14 protein-coding genes are annotated in these 15,748 nt (G+C 58.7%); 9 read left to right on the top strand and 5 right to left on the bottom strand.

The features are described 5' to 3' along the window. Position 1 precedes the first annotated feature (1 nt). The 8 genes from JXR15_RS15930 (at position 2) to JXR15_RS15965 (ending at position 8,148) form a co-directional block, all read left to right on the top strand. Positions 2–364, top strand: a complete 363-nt coding sequence (locus tag JXR15_RS15930) for a Na+/H+ antiporter subunit C (protein ID WP_299418916.1) — start codon at positions 2–4, stop codon at positions 362–364. Next, positions 361–1,893: a monovalent cation/H+ antiporter subunit D gene (locus tag JXR15_RS15935; protein ID WP_422054186.1), complete on the top strand. Its 1,533-nt coding sequence runs from the start codon at positions 361–363 to the stop codon at positions 1,891–1,893. Before JXR15_RS15930 ends, JXR15_RS15935 begins: the two co-directional genes overlap by 4 nt. Then, positions 1,890–2,381, top strand: a complete 492-nt coding sequence (locus JXR15_RS15940) for a Na+/H+ antiporter subunit E (protein WP_422054187.1) — start codon at positions 1,890–1,892, stop codon at positions 2,379–2,381. The genes JXR15_RS15935 and JXR15_RS15940 overlap by 4 nt, the downstream gene beginning before the upstream one ends. Then, positions 2,378–2,647, top strand: coding sequence for a K+/H+ antiporter subunit F (locus JXR15_RS15945; protein WP_422054188.1), 270 nt, complete (start codon positions 2,378–2,380; stop codon positions 2,645–2,647). The genes JXR15_RS15940 and JXR15_RS15945 overlap by 4 nt, the downstream gene beginning before the upstream one ends. Before the next feature lie 11 nt (positions 2,648–2,658). After that, positions 2,659–3,027, top strand: a complete 369-nt coding sequence (locus JXR15_RS15950) for a Na+/H+ antiporter subunit G (protein ID WP_422054189.1) — start codon at positions 2,659–2,661, stop codon at positions 3,025–3,027. Between the two features lie 195 nt (positions 3,028–3,222). Further along, entirely contained in the window at positions 3,223–4,359 is a 1,137-nt protein-coding gene (locus JXR15_RS15955) for an efflux RND transporter periplasmic adaptor subunit (protein WP_422054190.1), read from the top strand. A gap of 3 nt (positions 4,360–4,362) precedes the next feature. Further along, a complete protein-coding gene (locus JXR15_RS15960; RefSeq protein WP_422054191.1) occupies positions 4,363–7,500 on the top strand; it encodes an efflux RND transporter permease subunit in 3,138 nt (1,045 codons plus the stop codon). Between the two features lie 78 nt (positions 7,501–7,578). After that, positions 7,579–8,148: a hypothetical protein gene (locus tag JXR15_RS15965; protein ID WP_422054192.1), complete on the top strand. Its 570-nt coding sequence runs from the start codon at positions 7,579–7,581 to the stop codon at positions 8,146–8,148. A 52-nt stretch (positions 8,149–8,200) separates the two neighbouring features. Here the strand turns inward: JXR15_RS15965 and JXR15_RS15970 are convergent, their stop codons facing one another. Then, positions 8,201–10,162 (bottom strand): bifunctional 2',3'-cyclic-nucleotide 2'-phosphodiesterase/3'-nucleotidase, encoded by a 1,962-nt coding sequence (locus JXR15_RS15970; protein ID WP_422054193.1) that lies wholly within the window; start codon positions 10,160–10,162, stop codon positions 8,201–8,203. Positions 10,163–10,480: 318 nt separating this feature from the next. On the opposite strand from JXR15_RS15970, the gene JXR15_RS15975 reads away from it, so the two are divergent. Then, a complete protein-coding gene (locus JXR15_RS15975; protein WP_283426951.1) occupies positions 10,481–10,657 on the top strand; it encodes a hypothetical protein in 177 nt (58 codons plus the stop codon). Between the two features lie 40 nt (positions 10,658–10,697). Here the strand turns inward: JXR15_RS15975 and JXR15_RS15980 are convergent, their stop codons facing one another. The 4 genes from JXR15_RS15980 to JXR15_RS15995 all read right to left on the bottom strand — a co-directional run bounded on the left by JXR15_RS15980 (position 10,698) and on the right by JXR15_RS15995 (position 15,732). Then, positions 10,698–11,084: a VOC family protein gene (locus tag JXR15_RS15980; protein ID WP_422054194.1), complete on the bottom strand. Its 387-nt coding sequence runs from the start codon at positions 11,082–11,084 to the stop codon at positions 10,698–10,700. Next, positions 11,081–12,592 (bottom strand): anthranilate synthase component I, encoded by a 1,512-nt coding sequence (gene trpE / locus JXR15_RS15985; RefSeq protein WP_422054195.1) that lies wholly within the window; start codon positions 12,590–12,592, stop codon positions 11,081–11,083. The genes JXR15_RS15980 and trpE overlap by 4 nt, the downstream gene beginning before the upstream one ends. A 15-nt stretch (positions 12,593–12,607) precedes the next feature. Continuing rightward, on the bottom strand, positions 12,608–14,449 hold the full coding sequence (locus tag JXR15_RS15990) for a peptidyl-prolyl cis-trans isomerase (RefSeq protein WP_422054196.1): 1,842 nt from the start codon (positions 14,447–14,449) through the stop codon (positions 12,608–12,610). Between the two features lie 107 nt (positions 14,450–14,556). Next, the gene (locus JXR15_RS15995) at positions 14,557–15,732 is read right to left on the bottom strand and encodes an aminotransferase (RefSeq protein WP_422054197.1); all 1,176 of its coding nucleotides are present in this window, start codon (positions 15,730–15,732) and stop codon (positions 14,557–14,559) included. Positions 15,733–15,748 lie beyond the last annotated feature (16 nt).

Raw genomic sequence — 15,748 nt, forward strand, 5'->3', positions numbered from 1 at the left:
CATGGAGATGATTGTTGCCAGTGCCATTGGCGTGCTGACGGCGGGGGGGATTTACCTGATCCTGCGCCTGCGGGCCTTTCCTGTGATCCTCGGGATGGCGTTGCTGTCTTATGCGGTGAACGTGTTCCTGTTTGCCACCGGACGTCTGGCGGTGAACGCGCCACCGATCCTGAACAAATATGCCGATGTCAGCTATTCTGACCCGCTGCCGCAAGCACTGGTGCTGACCGCGATTGTGATCAGCTTTGGCATGACCGCGGTCTTGGTGATGATCGCGCTGGGCGCCTATCTTGAGGCGGACAGTGATGAGATCAACATGACTGACGAAGATGATGCGCAAGACACAGAGGGGCAGGGCGTATGAACCACTGGATAATTGCTCCTGTTGTGCTGCCAGCGCTGCTGGCGCCGGTCATTGCCTATGTGATGCGGCACGACATCAAGTTGGCGCGCTATGCGTCGGTGGCGGGCACGGTGATGCTCGCGGCTATTTCGCTTGGTCTTCTGGCGATTGTCGCGGATGGCGAAACACACGTTTACTACCTTGGCGACTGGCCTGCGCCGTTTGGCATTGTGTTGGTGCTGGACCGCTTGTCGGCGATGATGGTGCTGTTGACGTCGATCCTGGCGCTGATTGTGCTGTGGCATGCGATTGCCACTGAGTGGGACAATCGTGGGCGGCATTTCCATGCACTGTTCCAGTTCCAGCTGATGGGCGTCTGTGGTGCCTTTCTGACCGGTGACGCGTTCAACTTGTTTGTGTTCTTCGAAGTTCTGCTGATCGCGTCTTATGGCCTTATGATCCACGGCGGCGGCAAGGTGCGGTTGAAGGCCGGTTTGCAGTACGTGGTGATGAACCTCGCAGGCTCCACGCTGTTCCTGTTTGCGCTGGGCGCGCTTTATGCGTCGACCGGCACGCTCAACCTTGCGGACCTGGCCGTGAAAGTGCGTGAGCTTCCGGTGGAAGAAGCGGCCATTCTGCGGGTGTCTGCAGTGTTGTTGTTGATGGTGTTTGCCATCAAGGCGGCGTTGTTTCCGGTGCAGTTCTGGCTGCCCGCGACCTATGCCAATGCGCCCGCACCTGTGGCGGCCTTGTTTGCGATCATGACCAAAGTGGGCGCCTACGCGATCATCCGCTTTTACACGCTGGTGTTTGGGCCGGATGTGGCCGCAGTGGACGGGCTGATTGGCAGCTGGGTGATGCCCGCTGCGGTGATCACCTTGGCGGTCGGCGCCATTGGCGTGTTGGGCGCGCGGCGGTTGATGCCGATGCTGTCCTTTGCGGTGGTTGGCTCTATGGGCACGTTGCTGCTGGCCGTGGCGGCGTTTACGCCTGAAGCGATTGGCGCTGGGCTCTATTACCTTCTGCACTCCACCTTTGCGGCGGCGGCGCTGTTCCTGCTGGCGGATCTGGTGGTCACGCGACGCGGCAGCGATGCTTTGTCTGCGCAACCACCAATCTATCAGAATGGCTTGTTTGCGGCGTTCTTCTTTGTCGGGGCCATTGGCGTGACGGGGATGCCGCCGCTCAGCGGCTTCTTGGGCAAGCTGTTGGTGCTGGACGGGGTGCGCGACATGCCGTGGATGGCCACCGCCTGGGCAGCGATCCTGATTGGTTCGTTGGTGACCATCGTGGGCTTTGCACGGGCCGGCAGCGTGGTGTTCTGGAAAGCCACAGCCTTGGCCGATCCTGAGGCGGAAGAGCCGGAAGACGCGACGCCCATTGGTGTGAATGCACTGGCCGGCGTGAGCTTGTCTCTGGCAGCCTTGGTGCTGTTGGCGGTGTTTGCTGGGCCGGTCATGGGCTATCTGGAGCAAACCTCAGCCCAGTTGTTTGACGTGTCGGCCTATGTCGACGCGGTGCTTGGGCAGAATGGGGAGGATCTGAAATGAGACGGAAACTTCTACCGCACCCGATTTTGAGCCTGACATTGTTGGTTATCTGGCTGATGCTGGTCAACAAGGTCACGGTTGGCAACGTGTTGTTAGGTGCGATTTTTGGCGTGGTTGTGCCCATTCTGACGGCCCCCTATTGGCCTGGACGTCCGCGCATCCAGAACTACTTCAAAGTGGTGGAATACGTGCTGGTGGTGTTATGGGATATTGTCGTCGCGAACTTCCACGTCGCTGCGATTATCCTGTTCAAACGCAGTAAGGACATTCACTCCAAATGGGTGACTGTTCCGCTGGATGTGACCTCGCCAGAGGCGATCACTATCCTCGCAGGGACCATCACCATGACGCCGGGCACGGTGTCTGCGATGTTGTCGGCAGACGGCAGCAGCGTGCTTGTGCATTGTTTGGATTGTGATGATCCTGAGGCTGTGCGCGATGAGATCAAAATCCGCTACGAGCGCCGGTTGAAGGAGATTTTCTCATGATCACGATGGCTCTCTATTTTGGCTTTGCCTGCTTTGGGCTTGGCATGTTGATGTGTGTCTGGCGCATTGCCAGAGGCCCGACTGCGGCGGACCGGATTTTGGCGCTCGACACGCTTGTGATCAATGTCATTGCGTTGTTGATCTTATACGGCGTGCACAAGGGCACTGCGATCTACTACGAAGCCTCCATGCTGGTGGCGATGGTGGGATTTGTGTCAACTGTCGCCTACTGCCGCTTTGTGCTGCGCGGCGATATCATCGAGTAAGGGAGAGACAAATGTTTGCAGAAATCCTCGTGTCCTTCTTCATCGTTTTGGCTGGCGTCTTTGGGTTGGTTGGCAGCTTCGGCATGCTCAAATTAAACGACACCATGCAGCGCCTTCATGCCCCGACCAAGGCGACCACGCTTGGGGTTGGCGGTGTGTTGATCGCGTCGATGCTGTACTTCCTGTTGGTGAAGGGGACCCTGTCATTTCATGAGCTGTTGATCACCATCTTCCTGTTCCTGACCGCACCGGTGAGTGCGCATTTTGTCGCCAAGACTTACATTCAGGCCAAGATGAAGCCGGAAGAACTGCCAGGCTCCGATGGGGAGTTTGGCTGGGCGATCTATGATGATCCGCCAGCCTATTACGACAACGACTGATCGTTTCGATCCTTTGAAGAACTTGGAAAGCGCGCCCTTCGTCGGCGCGTTTTTGCTTTTTCTACCAGATGCTTGGCATTTGTGGTTAACGCATGCTTGCTGCTTGGGGCGGGCCATGTTTCTATGGCGTGAATTGTCATGTGATCACCGCCGTTACATTTGGCCCTGATCTCCAAGCCATTGGGATAAGACACCATGAAGTTTCCGATTTTCACCCCTCTCTCAGCCGCCATGCTCTCGGTCAGTTTATTGGCGACCAGCGCAGTGTCGCAGGATGCCCCCGCTCCCAAAGTCGCGATAGCCGCAGCCTACACTGATGAGCTGGTGGATGAGGTGATTTTCATCGGTAAAGGTGAGGCCGTCGATAAGGTGGATCTCGTGGCGCGCGTGAGTGGCTTTGTTGAAAAAATCCACGGTCTGGATGGCGATGAGGTTACCGCCGGTGACTTGTTGTTTGAGATCGAGCCTGAGGTGTATCAGGCGGCAGTGGATGCGCGCAAAGCGGATCTTGCGCAAGCGGAAGCCAACCTGCGACTGACCGAAGTGGAGTTGGTGCGGAAGTCGGAGCTGTTTGAGCGGGACGTGGGCACCGAGGCGGATCGTGATGTGGCCGTGGCCAACAACGAAGTGGCCAAAGCGCAGGTGGAAATTGCCAAAGCGGCCATTGCGCAGGCGCAGTTGGACCTGGACTACACCAAAATTCACGCGCCGTTTGATGGACGTATTGGTCGGTCCAACGTGAGCGTTGGCGAATTGGTTGGGCCAACCACGACATATCTGATCAACATTGTGCGCACTGCGCCGATCTTTGTGGAGTTTTCGCTGACTGAGAAGCAGTTGGTCGAAGTGATGGAGCACCATGAAGCAGAGCTTCAGGAGCTTTCAGACAAAGAGAAAGCACCAAAGGTCTTTGCGATTTTGCCCAACGGGGACGAGTTGGAAGAGGTCGGGCAGGTGGTCTTTGTCGACAACCGGATCAACCCGTCCACAGGCACGATCACCTTGCGGGCTGAGTTTGAAAATGCACGTCGGTTGCTGCTGGACGGCGCCTTCCTGAACATCCGCATTGCCAGCGCAGCCCCAAGCCAGGTGCTGATGATCCCGCAGGCGGCGGTGCAGCGCGATCAGCGCGGCGACTTTGTGCTTGTGGTTGGTCAGCAGCAAACGGTTGAGCAGCGCTATGTGACGCTGGGCCGTCAGGTTGAGGCCGCTGTGGTTGTTGAAGACGGGATGCGCGAAGGCGAATCCGTGATTGTCGAAGGCCTGCAACGCGTGCGTCCCGGTGTGACCGTGGATGCGGTGCTGGCCGGCCAGCCGACAGAGGAGCAGTAACCCGTGTTTTCAGCGATCTTCATCCGGCGCCCGAAGACGGCGTTTGTGATTTCCCTGGTGCTCTCCATCATGGGGTTCATCGGGTATAACGCACTCCCTGTGGAGCAGTTTCCGGACATCACACCGCCTGTGGTGACGGTGTCCACCAACTATACCGGTGCCAACTCTGAAACGGTGGAAAACACTGTGGCCGCGCCCATTGAGGCGCAGGTGAACGGTGTGGATGACATGATCTATATGTCATCTGACAGCACTGACACTGGCTCCTACAACCTGTCTGTAACCTTTGAAGTGGGCACAGACCCGGATATTGCCTCGGTGAACGTGCAGAACCGCGTTGCGCAGGCGACGTCGTCGCTGCCAACCGAGGTGACCAACAGCGGGGTGGTGACGCAGAAATCCTCCACCAACATGCTGATGATCGTGACGTTGGTGTCGCCCAACAGCACCTATGACGAGGTGTTTCTGTCCAACTACGCCTCGATCAACCTGCGCGACGCACTGGCGCGTGTGAAGGGCGTGGGTAAAGCGGACGTAATGACCAACTTTGAATACTCCATGCGGATGTGGATGGATCCGGACCGTATGGCAGGGCTGGGGCTCACACCAGGCGATCTGGTGGCGGCCATTCGAGAGCAGAACCTTGAGGTCTCCGCCGGTCAGATCGGTACGCCGCCGATCCCCACTGGGCAACAGTTTCAATACACCATTAAATCCAAAGGCCGCCTGACCACGGTGAAGGAGTTTGAAGAGATTGTACTGCGTACCGGCGAGGCGGGCAGCATTGTGCGTATGAAAGATGTGGCGCGGGTCGAGTTAGGCGCGAACTACTACAACGCCTCTGGTCGGGCAGACGGCAGTCCGGCGACGGTTCTGGCCATCTATCAGGCGCCGGGCGAAAACGCCTTGGCGGTTGCGGAGGCTGTAAAAGCCGAAGTGGAACGTCTCTCCGCCGCCTTCCCGGACGATGTCGAATACGCCGTTCCCTATGACAGTACACTGTTTGTGGAGCAGTCATTGAGCGACGTGGTGTCCACCCTGATCCTGACCTTCATTCTTGTGATCTCGGTGGTGTTTATTTTCCTTGGCAATGTGCGGGCAACCGCCATTCCTGCGGTCGCCATCCCGGTCTCCTTGATCGGGACATTTGCGTTCTTGCTGTTGTTTGGCATGTCGCTGAACACCATCTCGCTGTTTGCCTTGGTGTTGGCCATCGGGATTGTTGTGGATGACGCTATCGTGGTGGTGGAGAACGTCGAGCGTATCATTGCGGAAGAGGGGCTGTCTGCTGCTGACGCAACCCGCAAGGCGATGGGGCAGATCACCGGTCCGGTGATTGCCACCACCTTGGTTTTGTTGGCGGTGTTTGTGCCGGTGACCTTTATGCCGGGTATCACCGGGCGTCTCTACACGCAGTTTGCCGTGACCATTTCCACCGCTGTGGTGATTTCGTCGATCAACGCGTTGACGTTGTCTCCGGCTCTGTGCTCGCTGATCCTGAAAGCGCGTGATCCTGGTGGTCCTAAAGGGCTGATGGCGGTGTTTGAGAAAGGTGTCGACGGGGCAAGGGGTGCCTATGTGGGCGTGGTGCGTCGGTTTGTGCGTATCCCTATCATGGCGATTGTAGTGCTGGTGGCGATGTTTGCTGGTTCTGGCACGTTGATGAAGACCATTCCCGCTGGCTTTATTCCTTTGGAAGACAACGGCACGTTGTTTGTGGATGTACAGCTGCCGGATGCGGCGTCGTTGGAACGGACTGAGGCTGTCACAGCGCGCTTGAATGAGCAGTTGATGGAACTGCCCGGTGTGGCCGGCTCTGTGCTGGTGAACGGCTTTAGTTTGCTCAATGGGTCGGGATCAAACGGGGCAATGATCATTCTGAACCTTGAACCCTGGGACGATCGGCAGACGGATGAGTTGAGCGCGGATGGGATTTTGGCGAAGGTTTACGGTGTCGCCAATCAGGAAATCTCTGCCAGCGTGATTGCCTTTAACCCGCCGCCAATTTCCGGTCTTGGCATGAGTGCCGGTGTGGAAATGAAGGTACAGCAGACCGGTGGTGGCACGGCGCAAGACCTCTCGGCCGCGATTGGCTCGTTGGTCTATGCCGCCAACCAACGTCCGGAGATGGCGCAGAGCTACTCGACCTTCCGCGCCAACGTGCCAAAAGTCTATGTGGATCTGGATCGCGAGAAGGCCAAGTCGCTGAACGTGTCGATCTCGGATGTGTTCACCACGTTACAAGGCTACATGGGCTCGATCTATGTGAACGATTTCAACCTGTTTGGGCGGGTCTATCGCGTGATGATCCAGGCGGATGGCGAGTTCCGTTCCCAAGTTGAGGACATCAACGCGCTGTATGTGCGTTCTCAAACCGGTGAAATGGTGCCCATGGGCACATTGGTAACTGTACGTAATGAGTTGGGGCCGGTGGCTTTGAACCGCTACAACATGTTCCGCGCCGCCACGGTGACAGGTGTGCCAAAAGAGGGCTTGTCGACCGGGGATGCGATCCGCGTTCTGGAAGAAGAGGCGGCGAATGCGCTGCCGCCGGGTTACAGCTTTGAATGGACTGGGACAGCGCAGCAACAGCAGTCCGGAAGCGGGTTGGTGGTGATTATTCTGATTATGGCGGTGGTCTTCGCCTATCTGTTCCTTGTGGCGCAGTATGAAAGTTGGACCATGCCAGTTGGCATTCTGCTCTCGGTGTCGGTGGCGCTGTTTGGCGCATTGGCCGCGGTGGCTGTGTCTGGGGGGGACGTGAACCTCTACACCCAGATCGGGATGATCATGCTGATTGGTCTGGCTTCCAAAAACGCCATTCTCATCGTGGAATTTGCGATGGAGCGACGGGCCGCGGGGCTGAGCATCAAAGAGGCAGCTGTTGAGGCTGCCAGCCAGCGTTTCCGCGCGGTGATGATGACAGCGCTGTCCTTCCTGCTGGGCGTGGTGCCGCTGTTGGTGGCCAATGGCGCTGGTGCGGCGAGCCAGAAAGCTATCGGCGTGGCCGTGTTTGGCGGTATGTTGGCGGCGACCGTTATTGGTGTGATCATTGTGCCGATCCTCTATGTGCTGCTGCAGGGCATGCGGGAATGGGTCAAGGGCGCCAACAAGAAGGCAGAGCCGTCCGAAGCGGCGTAAGGTGCTGAGAAGGAAAGAGAAGGGCTGGAGGCAACTCCGGCCCTTTTTGTTTGGTTCAAAGCTCAGTAGCCTTCAGCAATGATACGGTTGCTTTTGTTTTTTGTGCTCACGGTGTCCGCTTTGACTGCATTGGCAGAGGAGCGACCGCAGGGACTTATGTGGAACCGCTCGGGCTTGCCCGCGACCCTGCCGTTGCTGATCAAGACCAACGCTGGTGCGGACTATTTCCTGAATTTACGGGATGTTGAGCGCGACAAGGTGGTGCTGGCCGCGTACGTGCGGGGTGGGGAGTTCTTTCAGGTTTTGGTGCCACCTGGACGGTATGAGCTGGTGTTTGCCTCTGGCGAAGAGTGGCAGGGCGAGACGAGGCTGTTTGGGGTGAACACACATGTGTTCAAACTGAATAAGCCGTTGCAGTTTCGCGCGACGATGAGCCAGCGGAAGGGGCACTTAATTGACCTGACCAAGGCCAGCGGCACAACCATCAGCGATCTGGCAAAGTGTCAGAGATTGGCGCTGGATCCAGAGAGTTTGCGCAACCGAAAAGGGCAGTTTGACCCATTGCTGCGCGATCCAAGCTTGGCACCTGAGGCATGGCCAAAGATGCCCGCGCCGCGTTACGATGTGGAGACGTGGACGTGTCTCTGAGCGCATGAAAAAGGCCGGGGCAAGCTCCGGCCTTTTGTGGTTTTATGTGTCTTTACAGCTGGATACGGAAGCGGGCGAAACCGTCTGGGCCTTCGCCTGCGGCCTCGATGGACACACCTTCCACGCTGTCGCTGTAGTCCGCCGCCTTGGGGCCGGTGTCAAACAGCACCGAGGTGCCTGGCAGCGGTGCGAAGGTCCAGTTGGCGTCAGCGCGAGGGCTGATGGTGCCTTTTTCCACGATATAGCGCACAATCACGTCACGGTTGGTGTCCGGACCTTCAAACACGATGGTTTCCCCCATGGCGCCGGGGAACTTGCCGCCGCCACCTGCGCGGTAGTTGTTGGTGGCGATGATGAAATAGCGCAAAGGATCAATTGGCAAACCCATGTATGTCAGGTTCACAATCCGATTGGCGTCTGGGTTGATCAGATTGCCTTTGGGATCGTATTTTGACGGTTGGGATAGATCGATTTCATAGGTAACACCGTCCATCACATCAAAGTTGTACGATGGGAAGTCTGGGTTCAGCAGCACTTGATCAGCCTTACCTGCTTCAACTTGGTTGAAGATGCCTGCGGAGCGTTCCAGCCAGTCTTTGACCTCCTGACCACTCACGCGCACGGCGCGGACGGTGTTGGGGTAGAGGTAGAGGTCGGAGACGTTTTTGATCGCCACGTCGCCTTTGGCCACGTCGGTGTAATACTCCGGACCACCACGGCCACCGGCTTTGAAAGGGGCGGCTGCGGAGAGGATGGGCAGGCCTTCGTGTTCGGTGCCTTTCATCATCTGCTCAATGTACCAAAGCTGCGCGATGGAGACGATCTGAACAGATGGGTCATCGGCCACCAGCGCGAAGTAGCTGTGCAGGGGCGCGTCGGTTTTGCCCACAGCGCGGCGGACGTAGGCGAGGGTCTCGTCATGCTCTTTCTGAACGCTGGCCAGAACGTCTGGCTGGTCTCCGACCAAGGCGGTGATCGAGCGGTCCTCGTTGCGCTTGGAGATTGGGCGCGCTTCGGTGCTGTGAGAGACAATTTTCCATTCGTTTCCAGAGCGTTCCAGCATCAGGTCGATGAGACCCATGTGCGAGCCCCAGAAGCCGCCCATGGCGGCTGGCTTGCCCATGATGGTGCCGTTTGCCACGTCCACGCCAGCCATGCCGTCATAGGCCGAGGAGGGGAACACGCGGTGGTGGTGTCCGGTGAGGACGGCATCGATGCCCTCAACGGCTGCGAGCGGCACGGAGGCGTTTTCCATGCCGTCAGAATGATCTGCCGCGCCGATGCCCGAGTGGCTGAGCGCGATGATGATGTCGGCGCCTTCTTCTTTCATCTGCGGAACAAAAGCTTTGGCGGTTTCGACGATATCACGCGCCTGTACGTTGCCTTCGAGGTGGCGGCGATCCCAGTTCATGACTTGTGGAGGGGTAAAGCCAATCACACCAACCTTAATCATGTGTTTCTCACCCGAACCATCGGTGAGTTCACGTTCCAGAATGGAATAGGGTTTGAACAGGGTTTTGTCTTCGCGCGCCGTCGCACCTTGCTCCAGAGAGATGTTGGAGAGCACGGTTTCAAAGTCTGCGCCAGCCATGGATTTCATCAAGAAATCAATGCCGTAGTTGAATTCGTGGTTGCCAATAGTAGCAGCATCATAACCCACGGCGTTCATAGCGGTGATGATCGGGTGCATGTCGCCTTCTTTCATGCCGCGCTCGTAGGCGATGTAGTCGCCCATTGGGTTGCCCTGCAGGAAATCCCCGTTGTCGATCAGCATCGAGTTGGTGGCCTCATCACGGATGTTTTTGATCAGAGAGGCGGTGCGGGCGAGGCCAACGGTGTCGCGTGGTTTGTCGGCGTAATAGTCATATGGGAAGACGTGCACGTGCAGGTCTGTGGTTTCCATGATCCGCAGATGTGCTTGATTTGTCGCGGCATTTGCCGAGAACGGGTGTAGGGCGATGAAGCCTGCGGTGGAGGCCAAGAAGTGGCGACGTGATAAGGTGAATTGAGACATATTGGGCTCCCTAAGTTTTATAAAATACGCCGCCTCGTGCGACCCAAACGAATCGAACTGACGATCTTTCTTGCTATGTGATTGCACAGTGTAACGCTGGTTTTACCGTTTGGACAAACTTTTGCGTCTTGCACTTGAATGCCCAGGACGGGGGAGGGAGGAGACGCGATTGTCACGTAAACAGAGCCGGCGGCGGCTGCCTTCAGAAAGAACGGTTTGGGAATGCGCTGTTTGGGCTGGTCATTTGCCGGCGCGTTGCTAGGCTGAAAGTGTAAAGCAAGGCGTGATTCCGTGCCTTGCAATTGGGGGAAGATGGCGATGAAACATGTGCCCAAAGAGACCACCGATGAAGATCTGATTCAGCAATACTTGGACAAGGGCGGTAAGGTCAGCAAAGGCAAAACCAAGCCGATGGCCTATGACATGGGGATCAGCAAGAACACCTGGGGCAACAAATTGTCCAAAGAAGAAAAGATCGCGAAGAAGATAAAATAGGCCGCCTGAGAGGCGGCTTTTTTGTTGGGGGCTTGCGCGGTTAGGGCGCCGGGCTGGCGATCCACCAGGTGTTGCCGCTGGGATCGATGATCCCCGCCATGTGCTCACCATGGGGGCGCAGGTTGGGCTGCATAATCGCGGTGGCGCCAAGCTCCAATGCAAGGGCATAGGTCTTCGCGGCATCGGCGACCTGGATGTGCATTTGGGAGGCGTTGGCGGGGTAAGTCTCTGTGGCCTGATTGAGCATCAGGACGGAGGTGCCAATACGCAGGCGGGCGTGTTGGATCACGCCGCTGTCGTAGCGGTCTTCTTTGATAGTCTCAGCGTCAAAGACGGCTTGCGCGAAATGGATAAACACTTCGGCGTCCGGCACCGTGAAATAGGGCGTCACGGTGCCAAGAGCTGTTGTGTCGGAGGTGTCGCTCACGAGTTCCCGCTGCCGGTGAACCGCGCGGCGTCGGCAGCGGCGCGGCGGATGGCGTTGGATTTGTGCACGGTCTCCATGTATTCCGCTTCCGGGTCGCTGTCATAGACAACGCCGCCACCGGCCTGAATGTAGAGTTTTTGGTCTTTCACAATCGCTGTGCGGAGCGCGATACAGATGTCCATGTCGCCACCGGAGCTGAAGTAGCCCACGCCACCGCCGTAGATGCCGCGTTTCTCTGGCTCTAGCTCGTCGATGATTTCCATCGCGCGCACTTTCGGCGCACCTGAAACGGTGCCCGCAGGCATACCCGCAAAGAAGGCATCCAGCGCGTCTTTGTCTTCCGCCAATTCGCCGACCACGTTGGAGACGATGTGCATCACGTGGCTGTAGCGCTCGATGATGAATTTCTCGGTGGGGCGCACGGTGCCGATCCTGGAGACACGGCCAGTATCATTGCGGCCCAGATCCAAAAGCATGAGGTGCTCGGCGAGCTCTTTCTTATCCGCCAAGAGATCCTCTTCGAGCGCCTTGTCCTCTTCAGGCGTGGCGCCACGGGGGCGGGTGCCTGCGATGGGACGGATGGTGACTTCGTTGCCAAAGACCCGCACGAGGATTTCCGGACTTGCACCAACAACCTGAAACCCACCGAAGTTGAAGTAGAACATGAACGGTGATGGGTTGGTGCGGCGCAGGGAGCGGTAGAGCGCAAAGGGTGGCTGCGGGAAGTCCTGCGTCCAGCGTTGGGCAGGCACCACTTGGAAGATGTCGCCGGCCTTGATGTATTCCTTGGCCTTCTCCACTGCGGCCAGGTAGCCCTCTTTGGTGAAGTTGGAGACCGGTGCAGACACTTCGTGCGCCTCACCCAGATCACGCGCGGCCTGTGGCATGGCGCGTTCGAGATCGCGCACAGCGTCCATCACCCGTTCGGCTGCCTGCGCATAGGCGGCGCGGGCGGATTGGCCGTCGCTGAACCACGCGGGGGAGACCACGGTGACTTCGCCTTTCACACCATCCAGCACGGCCACCACAGAAGGGCGCAACATGCAGGCGTCGGGCAGGCCAAGCGGGTCCGGGTTGATGTTGGGCAGATGCTCTACCAGCCGGATCATGTCATAGCCGAGGTAGCCAAACAGACCGGCGGAGGCCTGTGGCAGGTCTTCGGGCAAGTCAATTTTGCTTTCGGCAATCAGGGCGCGCAGGTTGGCGAGCGGGTCGCCATCTTGCGCGGTGAAGCCATCGGGATCAAACCGCGCGGTGCGGTTGATGCGGCTTTCTGTGCCGTGGGTTTGCCAGATCAGATCGGGCTTCATGCCAATGATGGAATACCGTCCACGCACTTCGCCACCGGTCACAGACTCCAGCATAAAGGCGTCTTTGTGGGCGCCGGTGAGCTTGAGCATGAGCGACACCGGGGTGTCGAGGTCGGCGGCGAGCCGCGTGTACACTACCTGATTTTCACCGGCCTCATAGGCTTTGGCAAAATCTTCAAACGAGGGAGTCAGGTCCACCTTGGCGGCCTTTCTTTACTGGAAGTTCACGTGCACCGCGTTCAGTGCCTGTTGATTGATCTGTGTCGGATACATGCCTTGCAGCGCCTGCGCGTAGGCGGCAAAGACGTCCTGAGAGATGCCACTGGAAAGCTGTGCAGTGATTGCGGCCTTCAGAGATGTGATCTCCGGGTCATCGGTCGCGGGCTCGGTGATGGCATTCAGGCGCACCACAATCAGGCCTTCCGGGCTGTCCAGAGTGCGCAGTTCGCCCACTTCCATCTCAAAGATTTCGGAGAGGAATTCGGCAGGGGTGCCGGGCACAAATGCGGCGCGGTCCATCTCGACCTCTTCGTTGGCGGTGAATCCAAAGGAGGTGAAGCTGGTGCCGTCGTTCAGGCGGGGCTTCAGGGTTTCGATCAGACCTTTGAGGGATTCAGTGTTGCGTTCGGCGGTGATGGCGGCAGCGGCGTCCTCAGCCACATCTTCCAAAGGTGCTGGCTGGCTTGGGGTTTCGCCTTCCAGACGCAGGGCAAAGATGCCGCCGTCCTCTAGCACTTCGATCTGCGGGAAGTCGTCTATGGTCACAGCGGAAGCGACGGCGCGGAAGCCCTCATAGCCGGCGAGATCATCCTCAGATGCAGGGTGCCAATTGAGAATGCCCAATTCCATATCGGTTTCTTCAACCAGCTCTTCTAGCGTGGCGCCACCGGCAAGCAGGTCGTCGATGTTGCCGATTTGGGTGTCGATCAGACGGCGGGAGCGCTCTGCGGCAAGTTCTTCACGCAGCAGGTCTTTGGCTTCGTCAAAGGTGGTGGTCTGTGCGCCCAGGATGCCGTTCACGCGGAACAGGGCTGGGCCGAGGTTGGATGGGGCTGGACCCGCGATACCGTTGGCAGGTGCCAGGAAGACAGCTTCGCCCGCTGCGCCAAGATCCGCTTTGGTCACGTCGCCCAGATCCACATCGGAGAGGGTCAGGCCGCGGCCTTCGACCAGGCTGGTGAAGGTGGCGGTGCCGGCGGAGATCTGCTCCATCGCGGCTTGCGCGGCAGCGTCATCAGCAAAGGCCAGACGTTCGACCAGACGGCGCTCAGGACGGTTAAACTCGCTGTCACGCTCATCATAGAGTTTCTGCAGGGCGGCTTCGTCCACTTCGACCTGATCGATGATCATTTCAGGCGACAGCCACGCGTAGGTGATCTGGCGGGTGGCGGGCAGCATGAAGCGGTCTTGGTTGTCGTTGTAGAAGGTTTCGATTTCCGCTTCGGTTGGGGCGGCAACAGCGGTGGTCAGGTTGTCCGCGGTCAGTTGGGACCAGGTGAAGTCACGCTCTTCGGCAACAAATTTGATCACGGTGTCGGCGTAGACGTCGGGCATCACCAGGCCGGACACCACGGCGCCTTGCAACAAGGAGCGCACGGTGTCTTCGCGCACGCTGTCCTCAAATTCGGATTCGTTCATACCGGCCTGATCGATGGCGAAAGCGTAAGCGTCGCGGTCAAAGGAGCCGTCGAGACCTTGGAAGGATGGAATATTCATCAATTCCTGACGCAGGTTTTCGTCGCCAATCGAGATGCCGAGGCGTTTGTTTTCTGCGTCCAAAGAGCGGGTGGTGGAGAGGCGGGAGAGCACCATGCGGTCAATGCCAAAGGCTTGGGCCTGGGCAAAGGGCAGGGACTGACCGGTCTGGGCCTCAAGCGCGCGCAGCTCTTCTTGCAGGGCGCGGGCGTAATCGTCGACCGAAATGTCTTCGTCACCGACGGTCCCAACGGAGCGCACGGTGCCGGTGAGGCTGGTTGCGCCAAAACCGCCTAAGCCCAGAATGAGCAGGCCCATGAGAATCCAGACCGCTGTTTTGGAGGTTTTGCTCTGCGCCATGTCCGATGTCCGCCCTGTAATCGTTCAAGTTTCTTCTGCGAAGGTCTACGCGGTTGGGGCAGGGGGGGCAAGCATGATTGGCCTGTCCCGCCTGTGTTGTGTGTGCGTCAGGCTTTGACTGTGGCGAGACGGGCAAAAAGGTCACCGATTCCGGCGCGGTCGACGTTGGCAAAGGCGATGCGCAGGGTGTCTTTGCCCGCCTGATCGCCCTCCGGCGTGAACATGGTGCCGGGCAGGGTCAGGATGCCGTGGCTTTGCACCAGTTGCTGCGCCAGTTGGTCCGACGGCAGGTCAAACGGATGCTTCATGTAAGCGAAGTAAGCGCCTGCGCCCTGTAGCTCCCAGCCTTGGTCGGTGAGCTGTCGCAGGTTGTCGGTGATCGCGGCGCGGCGGTCGAGGATTTCGGCGCGTTCGCCAGCGAGCCATTGGCTGAGGTTTTGCATGCCCCAGAGCGCGGCGTGCTGTCCGAGCTGGTTGGGGCAAATGGTGACCGTGTCGAGGAATTTCTCGGCTTCAGCCAATAGCTCCACGCTGCCCACCATGGCGCCCACGCGATGGCCGGTGAGGCGGTAGGCTTTGGAGAAGGAATAGAGCTGCACCAGCGTGTCCTGCCAGTCCGGGTCGCCAAAGAGGTCGTGCGGCGCGCCGGTGCGGCTGTCAAAGTCGCGGTAGGTTTCATCCACGATCAGGCGTATGCCGCGAGACTTGGCAAGCGCGTACATGGCGCGCACAAGCTCTGCCGGGTATTCGACGCCGCCGGGGTTGTTAGGCGTGACCAGGACAATGGCGCGGGTGCGCTCTGTGATCAGGGCGGCGGCGTGTTCCGGGTCTGGCAGGAGGTGGGCGTCGGTGGGCAAGGGCACGGCGGTGACGCCCTGCATGTCGAGCCACATTTTGTGATTGAAGTACCAAGGGGTTGGCAGAATGACTTCGTCGCCTTCTCCGGCGATGGCGGTAAGAGTGGCGCAGAAGGCCTGGTTGCAGCCAGAGGTGATGGCGACTTGGGTGGGAGCGATCTCGCCCGCGTAGGCGGCGGACCATTGCGCGGCGACTTCGGCGCGCAACTCAGGTAACCCCAGCACAGGGCCGTAGAGGTGGGCTTCGGGCTTGTTGAGTGCTGTGTCTGCGATGTGTTGCAGCAATGGCTCCGGTGGGGCGGCGACCGGGGCGGCTTGACTGACGTTGATCAGCGGGCGCTCCGGCGGAAAGGTCACGCCTTCAAGCCAACGGCGGGCTTCCATCACGGGTGGGGCAAAGGTGGCGGCGGTGCGGGTGAGGGTCATTGGTCAGTCTCTCAGG

This window comes from Shimia sp. (assembly GCF_049116215.1).
GTDB lineage: Bacteria > Pseudomonadota > Alphaproteobacteria > Rhodobacterales > Rhodobacteraceae > Shimia.